Genomic DNA, 21,143 nt, shown 5'->3' with positions numbered 1-21,143 from the left:
TATAAAGGGTTATTGGCGTGGATATTAATACCAAAGTTCAAGCGGAGAATTTCTTTACCTATATGTTCAATTAGAAATCTTTTGGGACTGGGAGGATTTCACATGAAAAAACGATCATCTTTTTTGAGAATGATCTCAGCAGTTCTGTTAATCATGGTTTTTTCCTTTTCTTTTTTCGTGCCAAGTACAGACTCTGATGCAAGCTCACAAAAAGCTGAATTTACAAAACACTCATATAAAGGTATTTATTTATTACGGTATCCTCAAGTTTACGGAATCAATAAAAATACGGCTAGTAAGATTAATTCCACGCTTAAAAAAGCAGCTGAAAATTCGTATAAATCATACCTTAATGTAAAGAAAGCAGAAAAAGTGATTCAAAAAGAAGATTTCTGTAAAAAAACCCCTAAAAAATGTAAATATTCATTCAACTCTCTTTATCAAGTAAAGCATAATTCAAATGGTAAATTGAGTATCTATTATTTGGAATACACTTATACTGGTGGAGCACATGGAAAAGGCAAAGTAACAATGTATAACTTTGACCTTTCAACAGGTAAACACTATAAAATTAATGATATTCTTAAAACATCTTGCAATTATAAAAAAGTACAAAAGTATGCATATAAATATCTTAGTACACATAAACCGTATTCTGATTCTGTATTTCAATTAAGCGACGTTCCAGTTAACAAAAACTCTCAATTCTCGTTTTATAAAGACGGAATTTATCTGCTATTTCAAGATTATGATGAATATGAAATTGCATCATATGATGATGGGAATCCATTTATTAAAATTCCAAAGTCAGTTTATCAATAAGTGACCCGAATTGGCGTAAGATATTTTTTATTAAGCTGTTTTCTAAAAGATTGTTGCTTGGGAACCTTCTTGTAAAGAAGCTTCATTGATAAGTTGATTGGAGTGTAAGGTGCGAGACTCCTCGAAAATGAATTTCACATTTTCTTCGTGCGATATAACGCTGCCGAAGCCTTCCTTGTCCTGCGGGAGCAGCGGGACAGGTGAGACCCACAGGCGCATGCGCCGAGAAAGTAGGCGCTGGCGCCGGTAAGGCTCACCGCACGCCCCGCGGAAAGCGAGCATCCTGAAACGGAAATCAACCACTCCCAAAAGCAACAAAGCTTACGAAAAAAGCCCTTTTATTAAATGCTATATAGCATCTTTATACCAATAATGTACAAGTACGATGAACAATCTTTCCACAAACACCCCAAAAAAGACAGCTCCTATAAGAGGAACTGTCCTTTCGCTATTTTACTTCCAGGCCCCGAACCACGTGCCCCATTTTCGGAGGAGCTGCTCTTTCAGCGATGGAGACTCAATGCCCTTCTGTTTTTTAAATTCATTATAGCCGGCAAACCCGATCAGCAGGATTCCTGCGATCAACAGGTACACCCACCACGGCATGTTGCCCCAGTATGGCCGGGTCTGCACGAGTACATTGACCAGCAGCACGATCAAACCGCTGAAAAAGTAGCTTTTTTGTTTGGAAACAAAGCCATAGAGGATAGCGATAACAGCCAGTGTGCCAAGAATAATTGCATCGATTATTTTATAGCTGTACATCGCATCAATCATAAGAATCAATGAGATGACGCCGATCAAGCTGTATTGAACATACATGATCACCTTTTCGCTCAGATTCCACGTCTTTCGCGTCAGCAGATAACTGACTAGGATCCAAGGCAAGACATACAGCTCTGTCATAAGATACTCAGGGAAATCAATCATGTCGATGATCGTATAGTAGGTTAACAGACCAACGAGCAGCGACAGCGTTTGAAGCACTTTTTGTGCGATAGGAACCTCATTGATCCGTCTTGAATGCTGGTACAGCAATAACGCAATCAGGGTGAATCCTGTGATAAATACCCATTCCACAGCCTGCATGCAGCCGGCCCATACATAGACCAGCCCCGCTATTCCGTAAAAATCAACTTTTTCCTCATTCTCGTGATGATACAGCTTTTCATATAAAAACATTCCGATTGCGGTAAACAGAATACCGATCGCATACCACACGACCGCACGGAGTGGAGAAGAAAGACTGTAAATATCCATCAAATCGGCCATTCCGAGCCAGAAAAAAATCAACGGAAAGGCTGCAGCCGTTCTCCAATACCCTTTTAGTGAGTGGAAAAACGCCATGAACACAAAGATGACACCGATATAGAACCAAAGAGAGATTACGTCTCCGCTGTAATAGGAATCAGCCAGGTATTCGGCCATCACCAGAATGGAGAACGGAACGATATACCATCTAAGCCGTTCCTTCCAGGCTTTTGAAAGAACAAAATAAGCAGCCAGCAGCAACAAGCTGTAGACGAGACGATTCTCGTTAGGGAACCATTCGTTGACCATGAAACCGAATGCCGCGGATAAAACGGTCAGTCCAGCGTACAGACTGTATTTTCTCTCCGCTTCAAACACCGAACGCCATACATATAACCCAAATAAAATCGTCAGCAAGAGATACGGCAGCGTTTCACCCGAAGTAATGAAGTTATAGAATACCGCGTACAGAAGAGCCGCTTGGCCGACAACCAGCGCAGGCAGATGGCTTTGGCGTTCCACCCGCTTTAACACTTCATAGGAAACAAAAAGGAGAGCGGCAATCGTGATCAGTGTGAGCCGTTCGCTCAGCGGATCTGCCGTCAAGTGAAGCAGCGCATAAAAAACAAAGAACAATCCTGCCTGCACCACTCCATAACCGACACTCTGTTTAAAATACCGCGTCCCCACGAACATCATACAACTAAACAGCAAACTGCAAACGAGACGGATCCAGTCGGCTTCCGTGTCAAAGGAGGCAAGAAAACTGATAAGAGAAACGAACATCGCACCGATCAATGCGTATTGACCGAGAATGCGGTCTGTTTTTTTCCAATAATAAAGTGCAGCCAGAAGTATTGTTCCCAGTCCAGTCGCGAGCGCACGATCTGGGTCAGGAATAAGCGCCATTCCCATTGAAAAGCCCGCAAAGAACAGGAAGACAGAGACACCTGCACCAAATACTTTTTGAGAGATGCCCTGCTCGGTCAAATAATGTCTGGCCCCCAGTCCTGTCAACAGGAGGGCGAGACCCACTGTCTGCCAATACTCAGGAATCAGCAGCGTCAATCCGAAACCAGCCATCAGGAACGCTCCGCCAACATAAAGGCTGGAACGACGGATCGGCACAATGAACTGGCCGATCACATACGCAACCAGCCCGGATATTCCGATAGCAAGCGGCCAATACTTTATGCTGGACGGGCTGGTGAGATGATACACCTCCAGCGCAGCGCTGAAAATGTAAAAAGGCGCAAGATACGTAAAGAGGCGGAAAGCCGTGTTATAGCTTAAGTAAACAAAGTTACCGGCAATCACGATATACCCCAGAAACATCCACACGCTTCCCTCACCGCTTGAAAGCATCAGCCCTTTTCCCGTAACGAGTAAAAACGCAAGAGCAGAGACAGCCCCGTTGGCGATCTGGTAGTACTTTTTCAAATTGCCCTTCGAATAGCGGGCAACAGCGAGCAGCACCACCGGCACAATTGGAATGAGGACCAGGCTCAGCCCGGCACCAGCGGCTTGTTCAACGAGCTGATAGAGGCCATACGAAACAAAAGCCATAAACAAGAGCTCATACTCCACCCGTTTGTTGACCATTCTCATCGCCAAATACAGAACAGCGGTCAATATCAGGTTAAAGCTCTGAGAAAGCGGCTGTTCAAACGAAATGATAATGAATAACGTGGATAGGATCAGATTGCTTTGAATAAAGATGGGCAAGACCTTTTGATAAATGTCTGCCTCCTTCGCTTTTCGCACATGAAAAAGATAGATGTAACCCGCATTTCCGAGTGCATATGCAAAATAGAAAGCGTTCTTCTCAATGCCGAACGCCAAAAGAACAAACGCATAGCCGATAGCTGAAGCTATCAGTGTAAACCAGGCGAACAATTTGGATGAAAACGACTTCGTGAACATCCAATAAATCGGCAGACAGATTAGACTGGTTACAGCCCCCAGCACATACTTACCGTTCCCCGAAAAACTCAGCCAGCTGCCAAACAGCTCAAAATATCCTGCCGACAGAATGGTGATCGGCACGAATAGCGCAAACAGCACAAAGAACGCAAATGCTGTCTTCCTGATGTGAAGCACCCGCTGTGACAATGCACCGAGCCCTCCGAATAGAGCGGCGATTCCGCCTACAAGCAAGGTTTTCGCCAGAGAACTGAATACGTCCCAGTTGCTCGTTGCAAGGGTAAGCCCGCCAAGCAGAAGAAGCACGACACCCGCTGTCATGAGCAGCGTCAAGTTCCGCTCCCGCTTTTGTTCAGCGGTCAGTGCCGGCTTGGGGGCTGGTTGAGTCACTGGCCTCGGCTTCGGTACAGGCTGATCCTGAGCCGCTGGCACCGTGCTGGTCATGTTCGGCTGTTCCCTCTCAACCTGGGGTGTTTCCTCCGAGCGCTTTGGTCCGGATGTTGCCTGTATATACGGTTCCTTCCCTTCCGCAATCCTTCTCTGGTCCTTTTCATAGCGGTTGATCCCTTCAACCACTCTTAAGTAATCTTCATATTTTAAATATCCCTTTTCCTTCAGGTCAAACAAGTCCTTGATCAATTCTGGACCCTTCATGCGACACCCCGCTTTTACATCGTTATTGCTAAAAACCAACTAATGAACATTTATTCATTCTATGTATCAACCACATTATACATCACTTTTGGAAATAAAAGGGTCCCTATTGCAGACATTTCTACAAAAAATGAGCTTTAGAAGCACAGCCTCTAAAGCTTGGATTCTAACGTTTATATCTCTCGTACCTTCCCGTTTTTCTTTGTTTTCTTTACAAAATAGGAATACAAGACTACACACAAAATAATCAATCCTATACAGACGTACAGAGGAATGCCCCCCCTGACATAACCTACGATAAGAGCCGGAATTATAACAATGATCATTTCGAGGTGGAAAAATCCAGGAATGGTTTTTTAGCAAAGGCCGAATCCTCCTCATTACCAAATATATCCTTTAGCCTAGTAAACTAGTTATTGGAATAAAGAGGGATTACTTTTTCTTAAATCAAAGGAGCAAATTAACTTCTTGTAACCAACCTGCCAACTCGATTCACCCCTCGATAAACTATGATACTGCTCATTTCAAGGACTATTCCCAGAAAACTATCCCCCATATCTGTATCCTTCCACGGAACATCAAACAGCCACCCAATAATATAACTTAATGTGAGCCATACGAAAAAAACCTTACCAAAAGCGATCCAGTTCCCTCCAAATAAGGCAGAGAAAAAAGTATAAATAGACAAGAAACCGAAACATATAATGGGGATTAAACATACGACTAATAAAAAAAATCGAAAAACTGAACCTAAGCAACCCATATTACGATAGTCCTTTCTGTTACTACTTGATTTATTTTATAAAGCCACCTCTCTCGTCATGGTTACCTCAGATCAATGCTTATTTAACTTTTTTGCTTCTTCCAGCTTTTCCTGCCTCTCGATATCGTTCGCCTTTTCCCTAAGCCTTGTCGCTTCTCTTTTCAACGCATCCTTCAACTGTTCTCCCGTACTGGCTGATGAAAAATAAGTACTTGCTGCTTCTGACATGATCTGCTTATAGCTCGCTTTGCTTTTGCTTTCCCAGTCTTGAGCTTTGGTCAATACATGTGCGCGGTCTCGTCCGAGGCGACCCAGCTTATGCATCGACTCCGTTACCTTGCCGGAATACCAATCCAGCATTTCCGCCTGCATCCTGTATTTTTGCTTGTCAAAAAACATCCGATCACCGCCTGCTTATTCTCTCTCTTCCTATTGTAAAGAAGGCACACGGGCAGAGGTACTAGCCGATTTTACTAAAATCAGGTAATTACTCGGCCTTTTATCCCCATTCCACTGCGACATATTTCCTATTCCCGCCTCATTAGCCATTTATTCCTTGATTCGGCAAATCCAATTGCACTATAGTAGACTCTAGGCTAAATTCCCCTGTCAGCAGGGATTTTTTAACATAAAAATTTGTCGAAAATAGTAGAATTGTTTTGTTTCCAATACCCTTGAAAACCACTAAACTATTATGGGAGATAAAAAGATCTGCTTTATGCGAAGGGAGAACGACCATGTTTTACATCGCATGCTGCCAGCAGCAAGAATTCACTGCGGGTTATGAGGCGGCAACGTTACAATATAAAAAGAAGAAAAATTTCAGGGTAAGGGAGGAGTTGGATGCCTGAACCTACCCAGAAAAACAAGCGGTATATGCCCGGGATTGACGGGCTGCGGGCGTTCGCTGTTCTCGCCGTCATCGCTTATCACTTAAATCTTGGATGGGCACCTGGCGGATTATTGGGCGTAGGCATCTTTTTCGTTCTATCCGGCTACCTGATCACAGATTTAATCATAACGGAATACCATCGAACCGGAGAAATCGACTTTAAACAGTTCTGGATCAGACGGGCACGCAGACTCTTGCCGGCTTTACTGTCCATGCTTGCTCTTGTCATTCTTTGGGTCCTTCTTTTTGAACGATCGTTTTTACTGGACCTCTGGGGCAATGTTCTATCTGTCCTTACGTACGTAAGCAACTGGTGGCTCATTTTTCACAAAGTGTCTTATTTCGCGCAGTTCGGTCCTCCCTCTCCGCTCAACCATCTATGGTCGCTGGCGGTGGAGGAACAGTTCTATCTCATATGGCCGCTCGTGCTGTTACTCGGCCTTCGCTACATAAAAAATAATAGATTGATTCTCGGGAGCATACTCGCCGCAGCCATCCTTTCAGCCATTGCGATGGCTATGATTTACTCACCGGGAGAAGATCCGAGCCGTGTGTATTACGGAACCGACACGAGAGCCTTTTCCCTGCTGATCGGAGCCGGACTTGCGATCATTTGGCCAAGCCGAAAGCTGTCCACCCGCCTGCCGAAAGAACAGCGCAAAGCACTGGATATCGTAGGAACACTCAGTCTTTTAGGCATTCTGCTCTTAATCGGATTCACCAGTCAATTTGATAGCTTCTTATATCGAGGCGGTATGGTCATTCTGTCGATTTTCACCTTATTTGTCGTAGCGGCGCTTGCCCATCCGTCCAGCCGGCTCGGCATGGCGATGGGATGGAAGCCGCTTCGCTGGATCGGTGTCCGGTCGTACGGAATTTACCTTTGGCACTTTCCGGTCATTGTTCTCACCAACCCGGCACAGGAAAACGCCCATCCATCCGTATGGCTCAGAATCGCTCAGTTTGCTTTGATCATTATTCTGTCCGCCCTGTCCTGGCACTTTATCGAGGAGCCTGTCCGGCACGGTGCATTGAAACGCTGGAGAGCAAAACTAAATGTCACGACCCGTTCATGGAAACGCGCGACACTCGTTCAAAAATCGATCCTTGGCTGCTCAGCAGCGGTTATAGTGGTCATCTTCTTCACGGTTGTCGTTCCGGAGCTTCACAAGCTTGAAGCAGGACAGAAAAAGAAAGCCGAGCAGGCGATCATGAATCCTGACGCTGAAAAGCACAAGGAAAAACCAAAACATGAGCATCCAAAACCGGAAGATAAACCGAAACCAAAGCCTGACCAAAAACCAGATTCAAAACCAGCACCTGCCCCGCCGTCTAAACCGGCGGACGAACGAATCTCAGTAATCGGTGACTCGGTCATGGTGAACGTGGCACCTTATATCAAGAAAAAATTTCCAAAGGCAACGGTTGACGCCAAGATCGGCCGCCAGCTGAAGGATGCTTCAGATGTCATCGATCACATGAAGGCAACCGGAAGCCTCGGCCACACGGTCGTCATCGGTCTCGGAACGAACGGTCCTTTCTCAAAAGACCAGCTCGTAAACGTGCTCGATAAAGTTGGTAAAGACAAAGAAATCGTACTGATCAACAGCCAGGTTCCCCGTTCGTGGGAAAAAGATGTGAACCGGATGCTCGCGGAAGTGGCTTCTACACATCCTCATACCAAGCTTGTAAACTGGAACCAGGCAAGCAATGGACAAACCTCGTATTTTTATAATGACGGCGTCCATCTCAAGCCAAAAGGCGCTTCTGCCTATGCGAAGCTTGTTGAGAGCGCAGTGAACTAGAATAATAGAAGGAAAAAGAGAGCAACGGCTTAGCTGCCGTTGCTTTTTTATGGCAAAGAAAAAAACTCCGGCTCATATAGGCCAGAGTTCCTTAATTCTTTTTATCGAAAAACATGCCGTCACCCGAAACTGCTGCGTACGGATTCGCGTACTGCGCAGAATGGGTTTTCTTTTGGTTCATCAAAGTAATGTCACGCTTAATTTCAGCGAGCTGGCGGTCGAGCAAAGGCTGAACGACTTCATTCAGCTGGAGGATGGCGAGTCCCATCCGCTTTTCTTCTTCCGTAAAAGAAACCGGGATTTCGCTCAGCAGCGATTCCCGCTGATCCAACAGCTCATTCAACCGCTCAATGTAGGGTTCGCGCTCTTCTTTCGGAAGACCGCTCGCCACGTGGCCGTGCAGGTTATGTGTGATCTCAAGTAAAACGCTGACCGCTCCCATCTTATACTCTTCCTCCCTGACCATATTGCTGACGGCGGTTGATCTGGATAACTTCCTTCCACGTATCACGGAATTCCGTCACAAAACTCTCCACCTCATCCAAAATCTCAATGCTGCCTTGCACGTTCGCCTCGATCAAGCGGCGGTTCAAATAATCGTACATCGGCATCAGCGTTTGTGATACTGGAGCATCCATGTTTAGTGTCACCATAAGCTCCTGGATGATCTTTTGTGCTTTAAGCAGATTTGTATTTTTCTCTTGAAGGTTTTTATTTTGTATGGCTTGCTTCGCCTGAGTAATAAACTTCAGACAGCCATTATATAGCATCAATGTCAGTTCACCGGGCGAAGCCGTCTGAACCGAGTTATTCTGGTACGACTGATACGGGTTTGGTAAAGACATCATGTCACTCCCTTAGGTTTTGTTGCTTTTGTTATTGTCCGCCGCCAAATTGTTGAGACAAGTACATACTTTGTTGATTGGAACGTGAGATGGCTTGTTCCATGGCGGTGAATTGGCGATAATAGCGGTCTTCTACCTGCGTTAGCCTCGTGTTGAAATTTGTGATTCGTGTGTCCATATCGATAAGCTGCTTTCCGATCGCAAACTGATTGTTCGTACGAAGCGCGTTACCTGCTTTCGCTTCAACCTTATCCATAATAGAGTCAATGGTATCACGAAGACGGTAGGCAATTCCTTTTGTATCACTTGTTGTTCCATTATTCGTAAATAGTTTCATAACAGCTTCTGGATCTTTTGCGATGGCATCTTTCAACTTATTTTCATCAGTGATGATCAGCTTGCCTTTTTCAAGGTAGTTGGCAGACGTTTGAATGCCGATTTTCGCCAGCTGATCATAGTCGGATTTTCCGGTATTCGCACTGGCATACATGTTGCTTCGCAGTTGGTTAAGTCCGCTCGATAAAATGGTGTCTCCCTTTAGCATCCCGCTCTTAGCCTTGACATCCCACAATTCAGCTTCTTTATCCGAAAGATCTTTCCGCTGTTCGTCGGTTAGAGGCGTATAGGTACGATAACGCTCTTCAGAAACTTTATCGTTGATCTTTCCAATGGTCGTATTGTACTGATCTACAAACTTTACAATGGAATCAAAAATCCCCTGTGAGTCCGTTGAACTTGATATAGTAACCGGATCCGTTGTATTGGATTTAAGGTTATACGTAACCCCAGAAACAGTGAAGGAATTGGATGGACGAGTCATTTTAAGTCCATTAAGAGTGAAGGTTGCGTCTGTACCTTGGGTGCTCTTAGAATTGCCTGTCAAATTGTTATACGTATTTGTTGTAAAACCTAAAGACTTAAAAAAACCCTGGGTGTTTGAATCTGAAAGTTTAATTTTTGAACCTGTACCTGTTTCCTTGTTGGTGATAACCATCTGACCTGAGCGGCTGTCATAAAATGCATTTACTCCTAGTTCAGAATCAGAAATTTTTTTCGCCAAAGAGTCCATGGTTTCAGTTTCCGGATCAATAGTTATAGAAAATATTTTATTGGTAGTTCCGTCAGCTTCTTTGACATAATCTGTTGCGCCAGCTTTTGTTAGGTTAAATTTCAAAGTAGAATTCAATGGCAGCAATCCAGCATCCTTCAGTTTCACATCAGAACCAGGTACCTTTCCGTTCGAATCTTTTACTCCGTTGCCTATCCAGGTTCTCGCTGTAGCTAGAGTAATATCATCCATCGTCGTGCTGATATTTCCAGAGGAACCGTTTGAAGTAGCGGTCACAGCAGATTCATTTGTACTCGTCACCGTTTTCTTCAGAAAAGTACTCTGCCTTCCTACCCCGTTAAAAATCAGCTGATCAAAGTCTTTCAGCACTTTATTCATATCGCGATAGTCATCCCGCTGCCATTCCAGAAGCTGTTTCTTCTGTGTCAGCTTGTCCAAGGGTATCCGCTCTGCCTTCATTAGATCCTTAACCATCGAATCAATGTCCATTCCACTGGCCAGTCCGCTAATTCGTGTAGTCATTCACTTCACCTCTCATTAAATTTTTTTATCAATAAACAGTCCTACAAAATCAAGCATGGACGCATACATGTCCAAAAACTTTTTGGAAGGAAGCTCTTTAATGACTTCCTGTGTTTTATCATCAATAATTTGAACGTAATAATCATTTAACTTTTCATGGAGTACAAACTTGGATGAAGTGTGGGCCGGAATTAACAAATCGTTGATTCCTTTCACCAATTCTTTTAATTTTTTTGGATTCGGAGGGCCTTCACTTGTTGATTTGTTGTCCGTTGGGAATTCGCTGACTTTTTCTGCTGGATCTAATGGTGTGTTTAGGGCTACAGATGAAGTGATACGAGTTAATTTCACAATAATCTCTCCTGAAATGAAAAAGTTGATCTACTAGTTTTATCGGTAAACATCCATAAAAATCAAGATGAAATCAAAAAAGAACCCTAGCCTTTGCTAGGATTCTAAATAAAATTAATTGGGAAACTCTGTGATTTCTTCCTCCGGTACATCAACATCCACTTTTTCACCTTCCAGGCTGTTATAGCTGGTCAGGCTTACTTGGACAATGCCTTCTTCTGTTAATTGTGCCTTCAGTTTCACCGTCACATCGCCACCTTTGGATGCCTTCGCTGTACCAAGCAGGGTCTCACCAGATCCATTGTACACTTTCACAACATCTTTCGCTTTACGGCCTGGGACAACTACAGTGTCTGCCATATCTACGTTATTGTTAACTATAATAGTTTCCGGTGTTAAAGCTTCTGTTGTCGTTTCTTCAGGTACCTCAGCATCAACTTTTTCACTTTCAATTTTGTTGTAGCTGGTCAAACTCACTTGAACACTTTCTTCTGCCAGCTGAGCCTTCAATTTCACCGTTAAATCTCCATCTTTAGATACCTTTCCTGTCCCCAAGAGGGTTTCGCCAGATGCGTTATACACTTTTACAACATCTTTCGCTTTAAGTCCCGTAATGAATACGGTGTCTGAGTTGCCTACATTATTACTAACGGTAATCGAATCCGCTGATAACTCATCAGATGCCATTTCTTCAGGTACTTCAGCATCTATTTTGTCACTTTCCAGGCTGTTATATGTACTCAAGCTTACTTGAACAGTATCTTCTGCCAACTGAGATCTAAGTTTTATCGTTACGGCCCCGTCTTTCGATGCTTTTGCTGATCCCAGCAAGATTTCACCCGCAGCATTGTACACTCTCACAACATCTTTAGCCTTAACTCCACTAACTACTATAGTATCTGCAGTACCCACATTATTGTTAACAACGATATTGTCTGATGATAAGGATTCTGTCGTTGTTTCTTCAGGTACATCAACATCTACCTTTTCACTTTCTCTTTTGTTGTAGTTGGTCAAGCTCACTTGAACACTGGATTCCGTTAATTGGTTCTTTAGTTTCACGGTTAAGTCTCCTGCCTTCGAAGCTTTCCCCGATCCCAATAACGTATTTCCATCAGCACTATATACTTTAACAACATCTTTCGCTTTAGCACTGAAAAAAGTCACAGTATCAGCTGTCCCTACATTATTGTTTACTGCGAAATAGTCTGAACCCTCAGCAAACGCAGTAGTTTGAAAAGCAGGCATAACGATACTTCCTGCTACAAGTGCACTGGTAATTAGTTTTGTATACAGTTTACTTGATTTTTGATTCATTGTAATTTCCCCCTTTTTGATGATTTAAGCGACCCTGAAAAATCGGTCTAGTAGTTTTATCGGTAAAAAAACACCAAATTTTAGGAAAGCCGAAAACATAGCTATCCTCATTACTCATGGTCAGTTGATTGTGGCAACCAGTCGTTGACCGCTCGAATGGTCAGTTGCCTATAAGCTTAGGGGAAATAAGAAATAAAAATGGCCATCTCCAGAGAGGTGGCCATTTGTAATTAGTACTATTCCACCATAATTTCAATTGTTCCCGTTTTACCACCATAATTGGCCGTTATGGTAATCTTTTGACCAACTGGCGTGGCGTTTGAGAGTTTGATAGTTCCATCTACTCCAGTCACAGTTACAAAGCCGCTTGATTTAGTATACGTAGCTAAGCTTGTCACATCTTTCGTGGTCCCATCACTCATTTCGGCCATTAATTTAAACGTCTTCGTTTCTCCTGGACCCATCGTGACACTCGATGGGTCATACGCAATGCTCACTGGTTTCGGGGTGGTATCGACCACTGTGATTTCGTTTGTAGCTGTCTTGCCTGCATAGTTTGCTGTAACCGTAATTTTTTGCCCTATCGGTGTTGTACTTGTCAACTTGAATGTCCCATCTGCCCCTGTCACCGTAACAAATGCACTTGACTTGGTGTACGTCACTAAACTTGTCACATCTTTTGTGGTTCCGTCACTCATCTCGGCCATTAATTTAAACGTCTTCGTTTCTCCTGGACCCATCGTGACACTCGATGGGCCATACGCAATGCTCACTGGTTTCGGGGTGGTATCGACCACTGTGATTTCGTTTGTAGCTGTCTTGCCTGCATAGTTTGATGTAACCGTAATTTTTTGCCCTATCGGTGTTGTACTTGTCAACTTGAATGTCCCATCTGCCCCTGTCACCGTAACAAATGCACTTGACTTGGTATACGTCGCTAAACTTGTCACATCTTTTGTGGTTCCGTCACTCATCTCGGCCATTAATTTAAACGTCTTCGTTTCTCCTGGACCCATCGTGACACTCGATGGGCCATACGCAATGCTCACTGGTTTCGGGGTGGTATCGACCACTGTGATTTCGCTTGTTGCTGTTTTTCCGTCATAGTTGGCTGTTACCATGATCTTTTGATCGACTGGCGTAGTACCGGCAAGCTTGAATATCCCTTCTGTCCCTGTCACTGTAACAAATGCACTTGACTTGGTATACGTCGCTAAATTTGTCACATCTTTTGTGGTCCCGTCACTCATTTCGGCAATTAACATAAATTGTTCAGTTTCACCTGTCCCCATAGTAATACTTGCTGGTTTAAACATAATATTTTGTATAATATTCTCTGAATCTGAGGACTTATCGGTTGTAAACATTAAACTATATTCACTCTGAAGACCTATTTTATAAGAGTCTTGGATTGAGTCTTTTGGTAAAGTAAGGGTATAGTTTGTAGCTGCTTTTAAAGGTTCTACATGACCAATTTCCAAAATGTTATTTGTAATTTTTTTTGTAATTGCTACGTTATTTCCACTGCTGTCTTTTAAATAGACATTATTAAATGCAGTGCTAGCAGTTATATTATCATTAAACATAATAGATACCGTCTGGTCTACACCTACATTACTTTCGTTATTTAATGGCACTGTTTTAATAATTTTTGGTGGAGTTATAGGAATATATGAAACTACTACATTATGGTGTTGATTTACATTTTCAATATAATATTTATTATTTATAATTAAATTTGATACATTTAGTCCATTATCCATAACTTGAGGAAAGTAACCTTCTTCAGGTGATAAATTGATACTAGCAGAGTCTCCTAATTTAATATTTTGGGCCGCTGGTTCAACAGTTCCTTTTCCTGTTGAAACAGTTGAGGTTATGCTAAAATATCCTGAATTTTGAGTATCGTTATCTCCTATATTTATTGTTAAAGATTTTGTTGAATTTTTATAATTAGCATCATTGCTTGTAGCACTATGATTAATTTTGGCAAAATGGTTTCCTTCGTAAACATTATCATCAATAGCGGAGACTTGTACTGTTATCGGTTGATTCCAGTTATCTTTTGTAAACACAACATGCTTCGGTTGTATAGAAACTTGCGTATTTGCATCTTCCGATAAATCAATAACAACATCATTTGTTGGTTGCTTGGATAAGGATAATTGATAACTTATTGGTGGCCCTCCCTCTGTTATATTCATGTTAGCTGAAGGTTGATTAATCAGGATAGAACCAGCCAAATTATCAGTTTGATCCATATCTATGTAAGCCCACATAGGATACAAAGTATCTTTAGTACCTGCTCCATTAAAGGTTAATCTAAGTGGCTTTCCTAATTGCTTTGATAAGTCAAGGCTTACGGTTTGCCATCCAGTATTTTTTAAGGTTGTGTCTCCCGATGGTCCCCATCCACCTTGAGTAAAATCCGCTACAACTTCCCCTGTATCAAGTCGCTCAAGTTTATATTGGAACTCATCAAAACCTGTGTAATCAAACGTAAAAACATTATAATGAAATGTTAAATTTTGAGACTGTGCAATAAAATCTTGATAGACACTATTCTCTCCAATTGTCTGTTTCACATCTTTTGATAGTGCAGCTGTCCCCAGCCTCATCATATAATTACCACTGTAAGGAAATGTGTAGTTATCAGCACTAATAACATCGATACTATCTGTTTTGTTTAATATATTCCAACTGGCTAAATCTCCGGACTCAAATCCGTTATTCACTAAATCCCCGACAGATTGAACCGAATTCAATTCCTCAGCTTTTACAGAAGTAAACTTAGGAAGTATTAACATTAAAGATAAAATAATGAATATAATTTTTGTTATAATTTTATTTTTATACAAGCCAATTTTCTCCCTCTGATGTTTCAAATATATGAATAAACCATTCAGGCAGACTAAACATTCTTTTCCTCTTCCATTTGTTTTCGGCACCCTTCTAAAGTAAATAAACCATCTCGTATGGGATATCCTATGCCGCCTGAAACAAGTAATAAATCATTGTTTTGGCATAGGTAACATTGTTCTATCGAAAAAAAAAGGCCTTAGGAAATTCCTAAGGTCCTCCTTTAAGAAGTAACAAAAATTAACGAAGAAGTTGAAGTACCCCTTGTGGCTGTTGATTGGCTTGAGCCAACATAGCTTGAGCAGCTTGTGATAGAATTGAGTTTTTAGTTTGGTTCATCATTTCTTTCGCCATGTCTACGTCACGCACACGAGACTCAGCCGCAGTTAAGTTTTCAGAAGATGTTCCTAAGTTATTAATAGTATGATCTAAACGGTTTTGGTATGCACCAAGTTTTGAACGTTCTGCTGAAACATTTTTAATAGCATCATCAAGAGAAGAGATAGCTGCCGTTGCTTGCTCAGCAGAGGAAACATTTACATTATTGATGTGAAGATCAGCTGTTTTCATTGATTCAATTCCAACGTTTAACGTTTGGTTCGAGTTAGAACCAATTTGGAATGTCATTTCCCCAGATGCACCTCCAGCAGCATTTTCTTCTTTACGAGTAACTAGGGTAAATGAATCCCCTACCTTAACTTTACTAGCGTCTAAGCTGACATCTACTCCACCACCAACTGTGATAGATTGTGCAGCAGCATTACTCAAAGGAGCAGCTCCATTGGTGGTTGACCCAGTGGCTTCTGATGTGATCGTGTATTTATATTGGTCATTAGTTGCATCATATTCAGTAAATTTAACAACAAAGGTATCATTAGCCGTTACTATACCGTCGCCTGCATTACCGTTCCCAATACCTGTCGTAGAGACAGTTACTCCAAAATCACCGGTCTTGCTTGTTACAGTTGCTGAATCATCTTTAAATTGTTTAGCACTCAAATCCCCATTCAACAACTTTTGTGTGTTGAACTCAGTGTTGTTCGCAATACGGTCAATTTCTTCCTTTAACTGTGTTACTTCTTTCTGTATTTCTCCACGGTCATCCGCAGTATTAGTGTCGTTTGTAGATTGAACTGCTAGTTCACGCATTCTTTGAAGAATATCATGAGTCTCATTTAGAGCACCCTCAGCTGTTTGAATCAACGAGATACCATCTTGAGCGTTACGAGAAGCTTGATCAAGACCACGAATCTGTCCTCGCATTTTTTCAGAGATTGCAAGTCCTGCAGCATCATCCCCAGCACGGTTAATACGAAGACCTGAAGATAATTTTTCCATTGATTTTGATTGTGCGTTAGATGCCGCATTTAATCTGTTGTACGTGTTTAATGCAGCAATATTGTGATTGATTTGCATTTATATTTCCTCCTTGAAATGTGTTCCGCCCACATCCTTGTGGTTGGCTTTTTATTCAAACAAAAAAGACGATTGCGGCCGTCAAACATCTTAATTGTTTGCTCACCACTAATATCGTCTTTTGAATGGGAATGTTTATAGTAAATTACTACTTATTTAATGTTTTTAATTGATCCATCAGGGTGATCGATGTATTTGCTGCTTCGCTGTTTTCCTGTTTGATGGAGAGATAGACTTCCTTGCGATGGATTTCTACTTGTTTCGGTGCGTTTATCCCGAGTTTTACCTGATCGCCTTCGATTCCCAAAACAGTGATTTCAATATCGTCACCAATTTGAATTGCTTCTTTTGTTTTACGTGTTAACACTAGCATATTTTACACACCCCGCTCTTCTGCAACTGCAGTAAAAATCAGGTGTCTTGACGTATACTGGTTATCGTTGAGCACAACTTGCTTCCCAAGGCTCTTCATTTTATTAATGATGACCGGCGCTTGAAGGTTAGCCGTCGATTCCTTCAATTCATCACGTAAAGTAACAATGACTTGTACAAAAACATCTTGTTGTTCTTTGATGGCTAATCCATTAACAACAGATTCAGGCAAAGTAAAATCATATCCCGGAAAATACGTAAACGGATCAGCTGTAACAAATGCCAGCCCCGGAGTAGTAACGGACTGCAAGATAGAAAAGGGCGTATCTTCAAATGGAAGAATAACAAACTCTGTTTCCTCTTCAAATCCTGGTATTCCGTGTTCAAATGTTATAACATCTTTTTGTTCAATTTCTATATCACCATGAAATTTGCTTCTGAGTTCCATGTTTTCACCACTTTACTTTATTTGGTCGATCTCCTAGCCTGCAATATCAATCCTTAGAAGAAGGCCATTGCTTCATATCAATATGCACCTCACCAGGTTTGTAGCTGTGGCGAGGTTTGTTAATTCTAGCTTCGATAATTGGCTTGTTAACTTGCCAGTCGATGTTTACTTTTGCAGGCTCATAGTTTGTTTTTACACTAAAAGGAGACGGGACAAACCCGATGTTGAATTCCAGCATTGAGTCTTCACCATTTTCTTTGGCTTGCTCTGCGATAGGCTGGCCCCCGTTTTCGATTCTCATCAGTTCATCACCTTGACTCGCCATTCTAGCCAGTCCATCCAGCCAGTCGCTGTATCCTTTTTGAGCAAACTCTTCGATGCGCTTGGATATGGGCTTTAAGTCCATGTCCGCCCACGCTTGTGATTGGTCAATCGTAAGCTTTCCTGGCGTTGTTTCAATACTTAAATCGGCTTTTGGCTGCTGGATTTCAAGGTCTGCGGGCTGCTGTTCAATTTCCTGAACTGGCTGTATGGTTGTTATAACGATTTGCCCTTTTGTCGATTCCATTTTAAGCTGAGGAACGCTCATGGTAATTCCCCCTAAAAAAGATAGAGCTATCTACATCGATAGCTCCATTTTAACGTAAAAAGTCTAATAATGATGGCTGAATGATACGGGACCCTACACCCATAGCCGCTCGAAGAACACTTTCCTGTGACTTCATGTCGGTAATCACTTTTTCTACATCAGCGTCTTCGTTATCCGACAGAATCTTGTTTGCGATAACTTCCTGCTCATCCACGCGGTCTTCCATTAACTCAAGACGGTTGCTTTTCGCACCAAGTTCCGCTCTTTCAGCCACAACTTTATTAATGTGTCCATCCAGCACACCTAAGAAGTTACCGATCTCTTTGGAATAACCTTCAGGGGTTGTTTGAGAGTCCAGCGCTTTTTCCAATGCAGATAGATCACTGAACAAGCCCTTTCCTGGGTTAGCACTAGTTGTGAAAATTTCTGATCCTTTCACATTGACACCAAGTTGAATGCCTTTAGTGAGTTCAATTTTCACTTCGTTGTTATTTGTCGATACTTGTGTCACTTCTCCGTTTGTTAAAGTAACCGGAGCATTTGTTGTGTCATTCCCGTTAAAAATATACTTTCCCGCAACTTGTGTGTTGGCAATTGTAACAAGGTATTCCTTCAACTGCTTGATTTCCTGACCAATTACGGCTTTTTGATTTTCTTCATAGGTTCCGTTTGAAGCCTGAACCGTTAGTTCACGGATACGCTGTAGAGCACTGGTTGCTTTATCAAGTGCGGCATCCGTGTTTTCAACCCAGTTGTAAGCCTCACCAAAATTCCGTTTGAACTGCTCTACCTCTGTCAAATTCGTACGGTAAGACATCCCTTTCATTGCGACAACCGGATCTTGGGACGGTCTGGTAATCTTCTTTCCTGTAGAAAGCTGATCCTGGTATCCCCCCATCTTGGCATAGCTGTTGCTGAGGTTACGCAGCATATTTCCTGAAAGCATGCTTTGCGTTACACGCATGTATCGTCACCTACCTTCCTCCCATACCCATTCCGTTAATAATTTTATCGAGCATCTGGTCCACAACCGTAATCATTCGGGCAGACGCATTATAGGCATGCTGAAATTGAATCATGTTCGTCATCTCTTCGTCCAATGATACTCCACTTACGGATTGACGGCGCTGGTCAACTGAACTAGCGAGAGTATCTGAGTTCGCGCTCATTCGGTTGGCCTGCTGAGCATCAACAGCCATTTTTCCAATCGCTGCTTCATACTTTGATTTTAAGTTTGTCGTATCTTTTACACCTGCTAAATTCAGCGCATTGCTTCCATCACCAGCTGCTTTACTTGTCGCAGCTGCAATGTTTTTCAGATCATCTGTTATGGATGTTGAAACTTGAAGAAGTTTTGCCGCTCCTTTAGCTTGAGTTGTATCATCGATTTTCGTTTGATCGCTTGCTGCACCTTGTAAAGCAAAGAAGTCATGGGGTGTTTGAGTTCCGTTATTAATATCGTTTAAGCTCCATCCTTTGCTGTGAACATCATTGAATGCCTTCGCAAAATCGAGAGCCAAATTATCTAACTGATCGAGCATAGCCGGGTAATCATTGTTATAAGCTGACGTCATTCCTTCCAGCTTACCTCCAAGAGAAGTTGAGGTTAATGGTTTACCACCCACTGAAAAGCCTGAGATATTCCCGTCGCTTTCATTGATTGATAGAGATTGAAAAGAGAGCGGTGCACTGTTCCCATCGACTAATGTTCCTAATGAGGCTCCAGATGGATCTGTAATCTCTATGGTATATTTACCAATCGCTTGCGGTGAAGTCTGACCACCGCTTGCAGTCTTAGTTACCTTTACATTCACAAGCTGGGAAAGTTGATCCACCAGGTTGTCTCTTTCATCATAAAGATCGTTTGGCAGATAGCCGTGCGGTTCGATTTCACTGATCTGCTGGTTGATGTTGTTGATTTGTTCCGCAATGGAATTAATCTCTTTGACGGATATATCCACTTGACTATTAATATCATCACGAATCGTAGATAACGAGTTTGATAGATAATTAAAGGTCTCTGCAACCGCTACTCCGCGCTGGCGTACGACGGAACGAGCCCCGTCATCTTCAGGGTTTGTGGCAAGATCCTGAAGAGATTGCCAGAACTGATCGAGAGTCTTGGACAGCCCGTTATCACTAGGTTCATTCATGATATCTTCCATTTTTCCAAGTGCTTCGCTTTTGGCTCCCCAATATCCGGACTTCGTGTTTTCTCCGCGGAATTGTACATCCAAAAAATCTTCCCTCACCCGCTGAATCGAACCGGCTTGCACCCCAGTTCCCATTTGTCCCGGGATTTGCGGGCGGTTCATGGCTGGTGCGGGATAAGGCTCGGTCTGGGTAAAGTTGACACGTTGGCGTGAGTATCCGGCTGTGTTTGCATTGGCGATATTCTGCCCGGTCACTTGAAGGGCGTATTGCTGGGTTGTCATTCCGCGGCGGGCGGTCTCTAACCCGTGAAACGTTGATACCATGAATGTTCCTCCGTTCTAGGCTTTTGAATCAAACAGGGAAAAGCTCCCTGCTCCCGCATATTCCTTTGCCTGCGGACGGCTGTATGTTACTTTTTCCGGCTCAGGCATGAACATGTTCAATGACATGTTCACAAACTGCAGCGACTGATGGATCAGCTGCTGGTTCAGTTCGTTTCGTTCCTTTAAAAGCATGTATTCTTTAGAAAGTTCATATTGAAGAGCTTCAAGCTGCTCTTTCTCACTTGGAACAGCCTGCTCAATCAGTTCTGACATCGTGAGAGCGCTTGTTCCATTCCGCATTTCTTCAAGCTCCATCAGAGTTTTCACATGCTCGTTCTCTTTAAGCATCAAGGCATCAAGCGCCTTTACGTCACCTGTTTTTAATATCGTTGTTTTCTGTTCAGCGATGCTGTTAAGTTCACGGTGGACGTCGAGCAGCTTGTTTAATAAAGATTTCATGTCCTTTAGCGCCATGAGATCCTCCTAGTTATTCCAGAACTGATAGAACTTCCGGGCGACCTCTCTTGCGTCGGGGTGGTACTGGCCGGAATCAATCTGGGTTTTAATTTCATGTATTTTATCCTGGCGGCTAACTGAAAATTGCTGTGATGATTGAAGTTCTTTCGCTTCAGCTGAGATTTGAATTTCGTCGCTCTGCTTCATCTTTTCCTCGTTTTTGGAATATTGTTGGATTTGTTTAGTGTAAGGGTTAATATTGACATGATTAAAGCTATTGATCTTCATAGGATTCACCTCTATTAAGCAGGA

The 21,143-nt window shown here is 42.6% G+C and carries 19 protein-coding genes; 2 read left to right on the top strand and 17 right to left on the bottom strand.

The features are described from left to right. Positions 1-102 precede the first annotated feature (102 nt). Complete coding sequence (locus AR335_RS16095) at positions 103-822, top strand: PdaC/SigV domain-containing protein (protein WP_062237791.1); 720 nt, start codon at positions 103-105, stop codon at positions 820-822. Positions 823-956: 134 nt separating this feature from the next. Here the strand turns inward: AR335_RS16095 and AR335_RS24255 are convergent, their stop codons facing one another. The 3 genes from AR335_RS24255 to AR335_RS16085 all read right to left on the bottom strand — a co-directional run bounded on the left by AR335_RS24255 (position 957) and on the right by AR335_RS16085 (position 5,812). Then, positions 957-1,121 (bottom strand): hypothetical protein, encoded by a 165-nt coding sequence (locus tag AR335_RS24255; RefSeq protein WP_156419038.1) that lies wholly within the window; start codon positions 1,119-1,121, stop codon positions 957-959. A gap of 154 nt (positions 1,122-1,275) precedes the next feature. Further along, the gene (locus AR335_RS16090) at positions 1,276-4,650 is read right to left on the bottom strand and encodes a hypothetical protein (RefSeq protein ID WP_062237789.1); all 3,375 of its coding nucleotides are present in this window, start codon (positions 4,648-4,650) and stop codon (positions 1,276-1,278) included. An 835-nt stretch (positions 4,651-5,485) separates the two neighbouring features. Beyond that, a complete protein-coding gene (locus tag AR335_RS16085) occupies positions 5,486-5,812 on the bottom strand; it encodes a hypothetical protein (protein WP_062237787.1) in 327 nt (108 codons plus the stop codon). A 444-nt stretch (positions 5,813-6,256) separates the two neighbouring features. Here AR335_RS16085 and AR335_RS25380 point away from each other — a divergent pair, with 444 nt between their 5' ends. Beyond that, positions 6,257-8,110: an acyltransferase family protein gene (locus AR335_RS25380; RefSeq protein ID WP_062237785.1), complete on the top strand. Its 1,854-nt coding sequence runs from the start codon at positions 6,257-6,259 to the stop codon at positions 8,108-8,110. A 91-nt stretch (positions 8,111-8,201) separates the two neighbouring features. Here the strand turns inward: AR335_RS25380 and AR335_RS16075 are convergent, their stop codons facing one another. The 14 genes from AR335_RS16075 to flgM all read right to left on the bottom strand — a co-directional run bounded on the left by AR335_RS16075 (position 8,202) and on the right by flgM (position 21,119). Beyond that, the gene (locus tag AR335_RS16075; RefSeq protein WP_062237783.1) at positions 8,202-8,552 is read right to left on the bottom strand and encodes a flagellar protein FliT; all 351 of its coding nucleotides are present in this window, start codon (positions 8,550-8,552) and stop codon (positions 8,202-8,204) included. Between the two features lies 1 nt (position 8,553). Then, entirely contained in the window at positions 8,554-8,955 is a 402-nt protein-coding gene (fliS, locus tag AR335_RS16070) for a flagellar export chaperone FliS (protein ID WP_062237782.1), read from the bottom strand. A gap of 31 nt (positions 8,956-8,986) precedes the next feature. Then, entirely contained in the window at positions 8,987-10,546 is a 1,560-nt protein-coding gene (locus AR335_RS16065; protein WP_062237781.1) for a flagellar hook-associated protein 2, read from the bottom strand. Positions 10,547-10,561: 15 nt separating this feature from the next. Further along, positions 10,562-10,897 (bottom strand): flagellar protein FlaG, encoded by a 336-nt coding sequence (gene flaG / locus AR335_RS16060; protein ID WP_062237779.1) that lies wholly within the window; start codon positions 10,895-10,897, stop codon positions 10,562-10,564. 114 nt (positions 10,898-11,011) lie between these two features. Then, positions 11,012-12,214: a hypothetical protein gene (locus tag AR335_RS16055; RefSeq protein ID WP_062237777.1), complete on the bottom strand. Its 1,203-nt coding sequence runs from the start codon at positions 12,212-12,214 to the stop codon at positions 11,012-11,014. Positions 12,215-12,450: 236 nt separating this feature from the next. Then, the gene (locus AR335_RS16050) at positions 12,451-15,072 is read right to left on the bottom strand and encodes an Ig-like domain-containing protein (RefSeq protein WP_062237775.1); all 2,622 of its coding nucleotides are present in this window, start codon (positions 15,070-15,072) and stop codon (positions 12,451-12,453) included. Between the two features lie 241 nt (positions 15,073-15,313). After that, positions 15,314-16,489: a flagellin gene (locus tag AR335_RS16045; protein WP_062237773.1), complete on the bottom strand. Its 1,176-nt coding sequence runs from the start codon at positions 16,487-16,489 to the stop codon at positions 15,314-15,316. 148 nt (positions 16,490-16,637) lie between these two features. Beyond that, on the bottom strand, positions 16,638-16,862 hold the full coding sequence (gene csrA, locus AR335_RS16040; protein ID WP_062237771.1) for a carbon storage regulator CsrA: 225 nt from the start codon (positions 16,860-16,862) through the stop codon (positions 16,638-16,640). Between the two features lie 3 nt (positions 16,863-16,865). Next, a complete protein-coding gene (gene fliW, locus AR335_RS16035) occupies positions 16,866-17,309 on the bottom strand; it encodes a flagellar assembly protein FliW (protein ID WP_062237769.1) in 444 nt (147 codons plus the stop codon). Between the two features lie 46 nt (positions 17,310-17,355). After that, on the bottom strand, positions 17,356-17,898 hold the full coding sequence (locus AR335_RS16030) for a DUF6470 family protein (RefSeq protein ID WP_062237766.1): 543 nt from the start codon (positions 17,896-17,898) through the stop codon (positions 17,356-17,358). A 49-nt stretch (positions 17,899-17,947) separates the two neighbouring features. Continuing rightward, the gene (gene flgL, locus AR335_RS16025) at positions 17,948-18,862 is read right to left on the bottom strand and encodes a flagellar hook-associated protein FlgL (protein WP_062237765.1); all 915 of its coding nucleotides are present in this window, start codon (positions 18,860-18,862) and stop codon (positions 17,948-17,950) included. Between the two features lie 10 nt (positions 18,863-18,872). Further along, entirely contained in the window at positions 18,873-20,375 is a 1,503-nt protein-coding gene (flgK, locus tag AR335_RS16020; RefSeq protein ID WP_062237763.1) for a flagellar hook-associated protein FlgK, read from the bottom strand. 15 nt (positions 20,376-20,390) lie between these two features. Beyond that, positions 20,391-20,849: a flagellar protein FlgN gene (locus AR335_RS16015; protein WP_062237760.1), complete on the bottom strand. Its 459-nt coding sequence runs from the start codon at positions 20,847-20,849 to the stop codon at positions 20,391-20,393. Between the two features lie 9 nt (positions 20,850-20,858). Then, positions 20,859-21,119 (bottom strand): flagellar biosynthesis anti-sigma factor FlgM, encoded by a 261-nt coding sequence (flgM, locus tag AR335_RS16010; protein ID WP_062237758.1) that lies wholly within the window; start codon positions 21,117-21,119, stop codon positions 20,859-20,861. Positions 21,120-21,143 lie beyond the last annotated feature (24 nt).

This window comes from Fictibacillus sp. FJAT-27399, assembly GCF_001510655.1.
GTDB classification, from domain to species: domain Bacteria; phylum Bacillota; class Bacilli; order Bacillales; family Fictibacillaceae; genus Fictibacillus_C; species Fictibacillus_C marinisediminis.
Note: the sequence above shows the minus strand (reverse complement) of the source record. Positions and strands in the feature narration are given on the sequence as shown.

Coding starts and splice junctions, on each gene's coding strand:
- AR335_RS16095 (WP_062237791.1), top strand. CDS start 103: ATGAAAAAACGATCATCTTTTTTGAGAATGATCTCAGCAGTTCTGTTA.
- AR335_RS16090 (WP_062237789.1), bottom strand. CDS start 4,650: ATGAAGGGTCCAGAATTGATCAAGGACTTGTTTGACCTGAAGGAAAAG.
- AR335_RS16085 (WP_062237787.1), bottom strand. CDS start 5,812: ATGTTTTTTGACAAGCAAAAATACAGGATGCAGGCGGAAATGCTGGAT.
- AR335_RS25380 (WP_062237785.1), top strand. CDS start 6,257: ATGCCTGAACCTACCCAGAAAAACAAGCGGTATATGCCCGGGATTGAC.
- AR335_RS16075 (WP_062237783.1), bottom strand. CDS start 8,552: ATGGGAGCGGTCAGCGTTTTACTTGAGATCACACATAACCTGCACGGC.
- fliS (WP_062237782.1), bottom strand. CDS start 8,955: ATGTCTTTACCAAACCCGTATCAGTCGTACCAGAATAACTCGGTTCAG.
- AR335_RS16065 (WP_062237781.1), bottom strand. CDS start 10,546: ATGACTACACGAATTAGCGGACTGGCCAGTGGAATGGACATTGATTCG.
- AR335_RS16055 (WP_062237777.1), bottom strand. CDS start 12,214: ATGAATCAAAAATCAAGTAAACTGTATACAAAACTAATTACCAGTGCA.
- AR335_RS16045 (WP_062237773.1), bottom strand. CDS start 16,489: ATGCAAATCAATCACAATATTGCTGCATTAAACACGTACAACAGATTA.
- csrA (WP_062237771.1), bottom strand. CDS start 16,862: ATGCTAGTGTTAACACGTAAAACAAAAGAAGCAATTCAAATTGGTGAC.
- fliW (WP_062237769.1), bottom strand. CDS start 17,309: ATGGAACTCAGAAGCAAATTTCATGGTGATATAGAAATTGAACAAAAA.
- AR335_RS16030 (WP_062237766.1), bottom strand. CDS start 17,898: ATGAGCGTTCCTCAGCTTAAAATGGAATCGACAAAAGGGCAAATCGTT.
- flgL (WP_062237765.1), bottom strand. CDS start 18,862: ATGCGTGTAACGCAAAGCATGCTTTCAGGAAATATGCTGCGTAACCTC.
- flgK (WP_062237763.1), bottom strand. CDS start 20,375: ATGGTATCAACGTTTCACGGGTTAGAGACCGCCCGCCGCGGAATGACA.
- AR335_RS16015 (WP_062237760.1), bottom strand. CDS start 20,849: ATGGCGCTAAAGGACATGAAATCTTTATTAAACAAGCTGCTCGACGTC.
- flgM (WP_062237758.1), bottom strand. CDS start 21,119: ATGAAGATCAATAGCTTTAATCATGTCAATATTAACCCTTACACTAAA.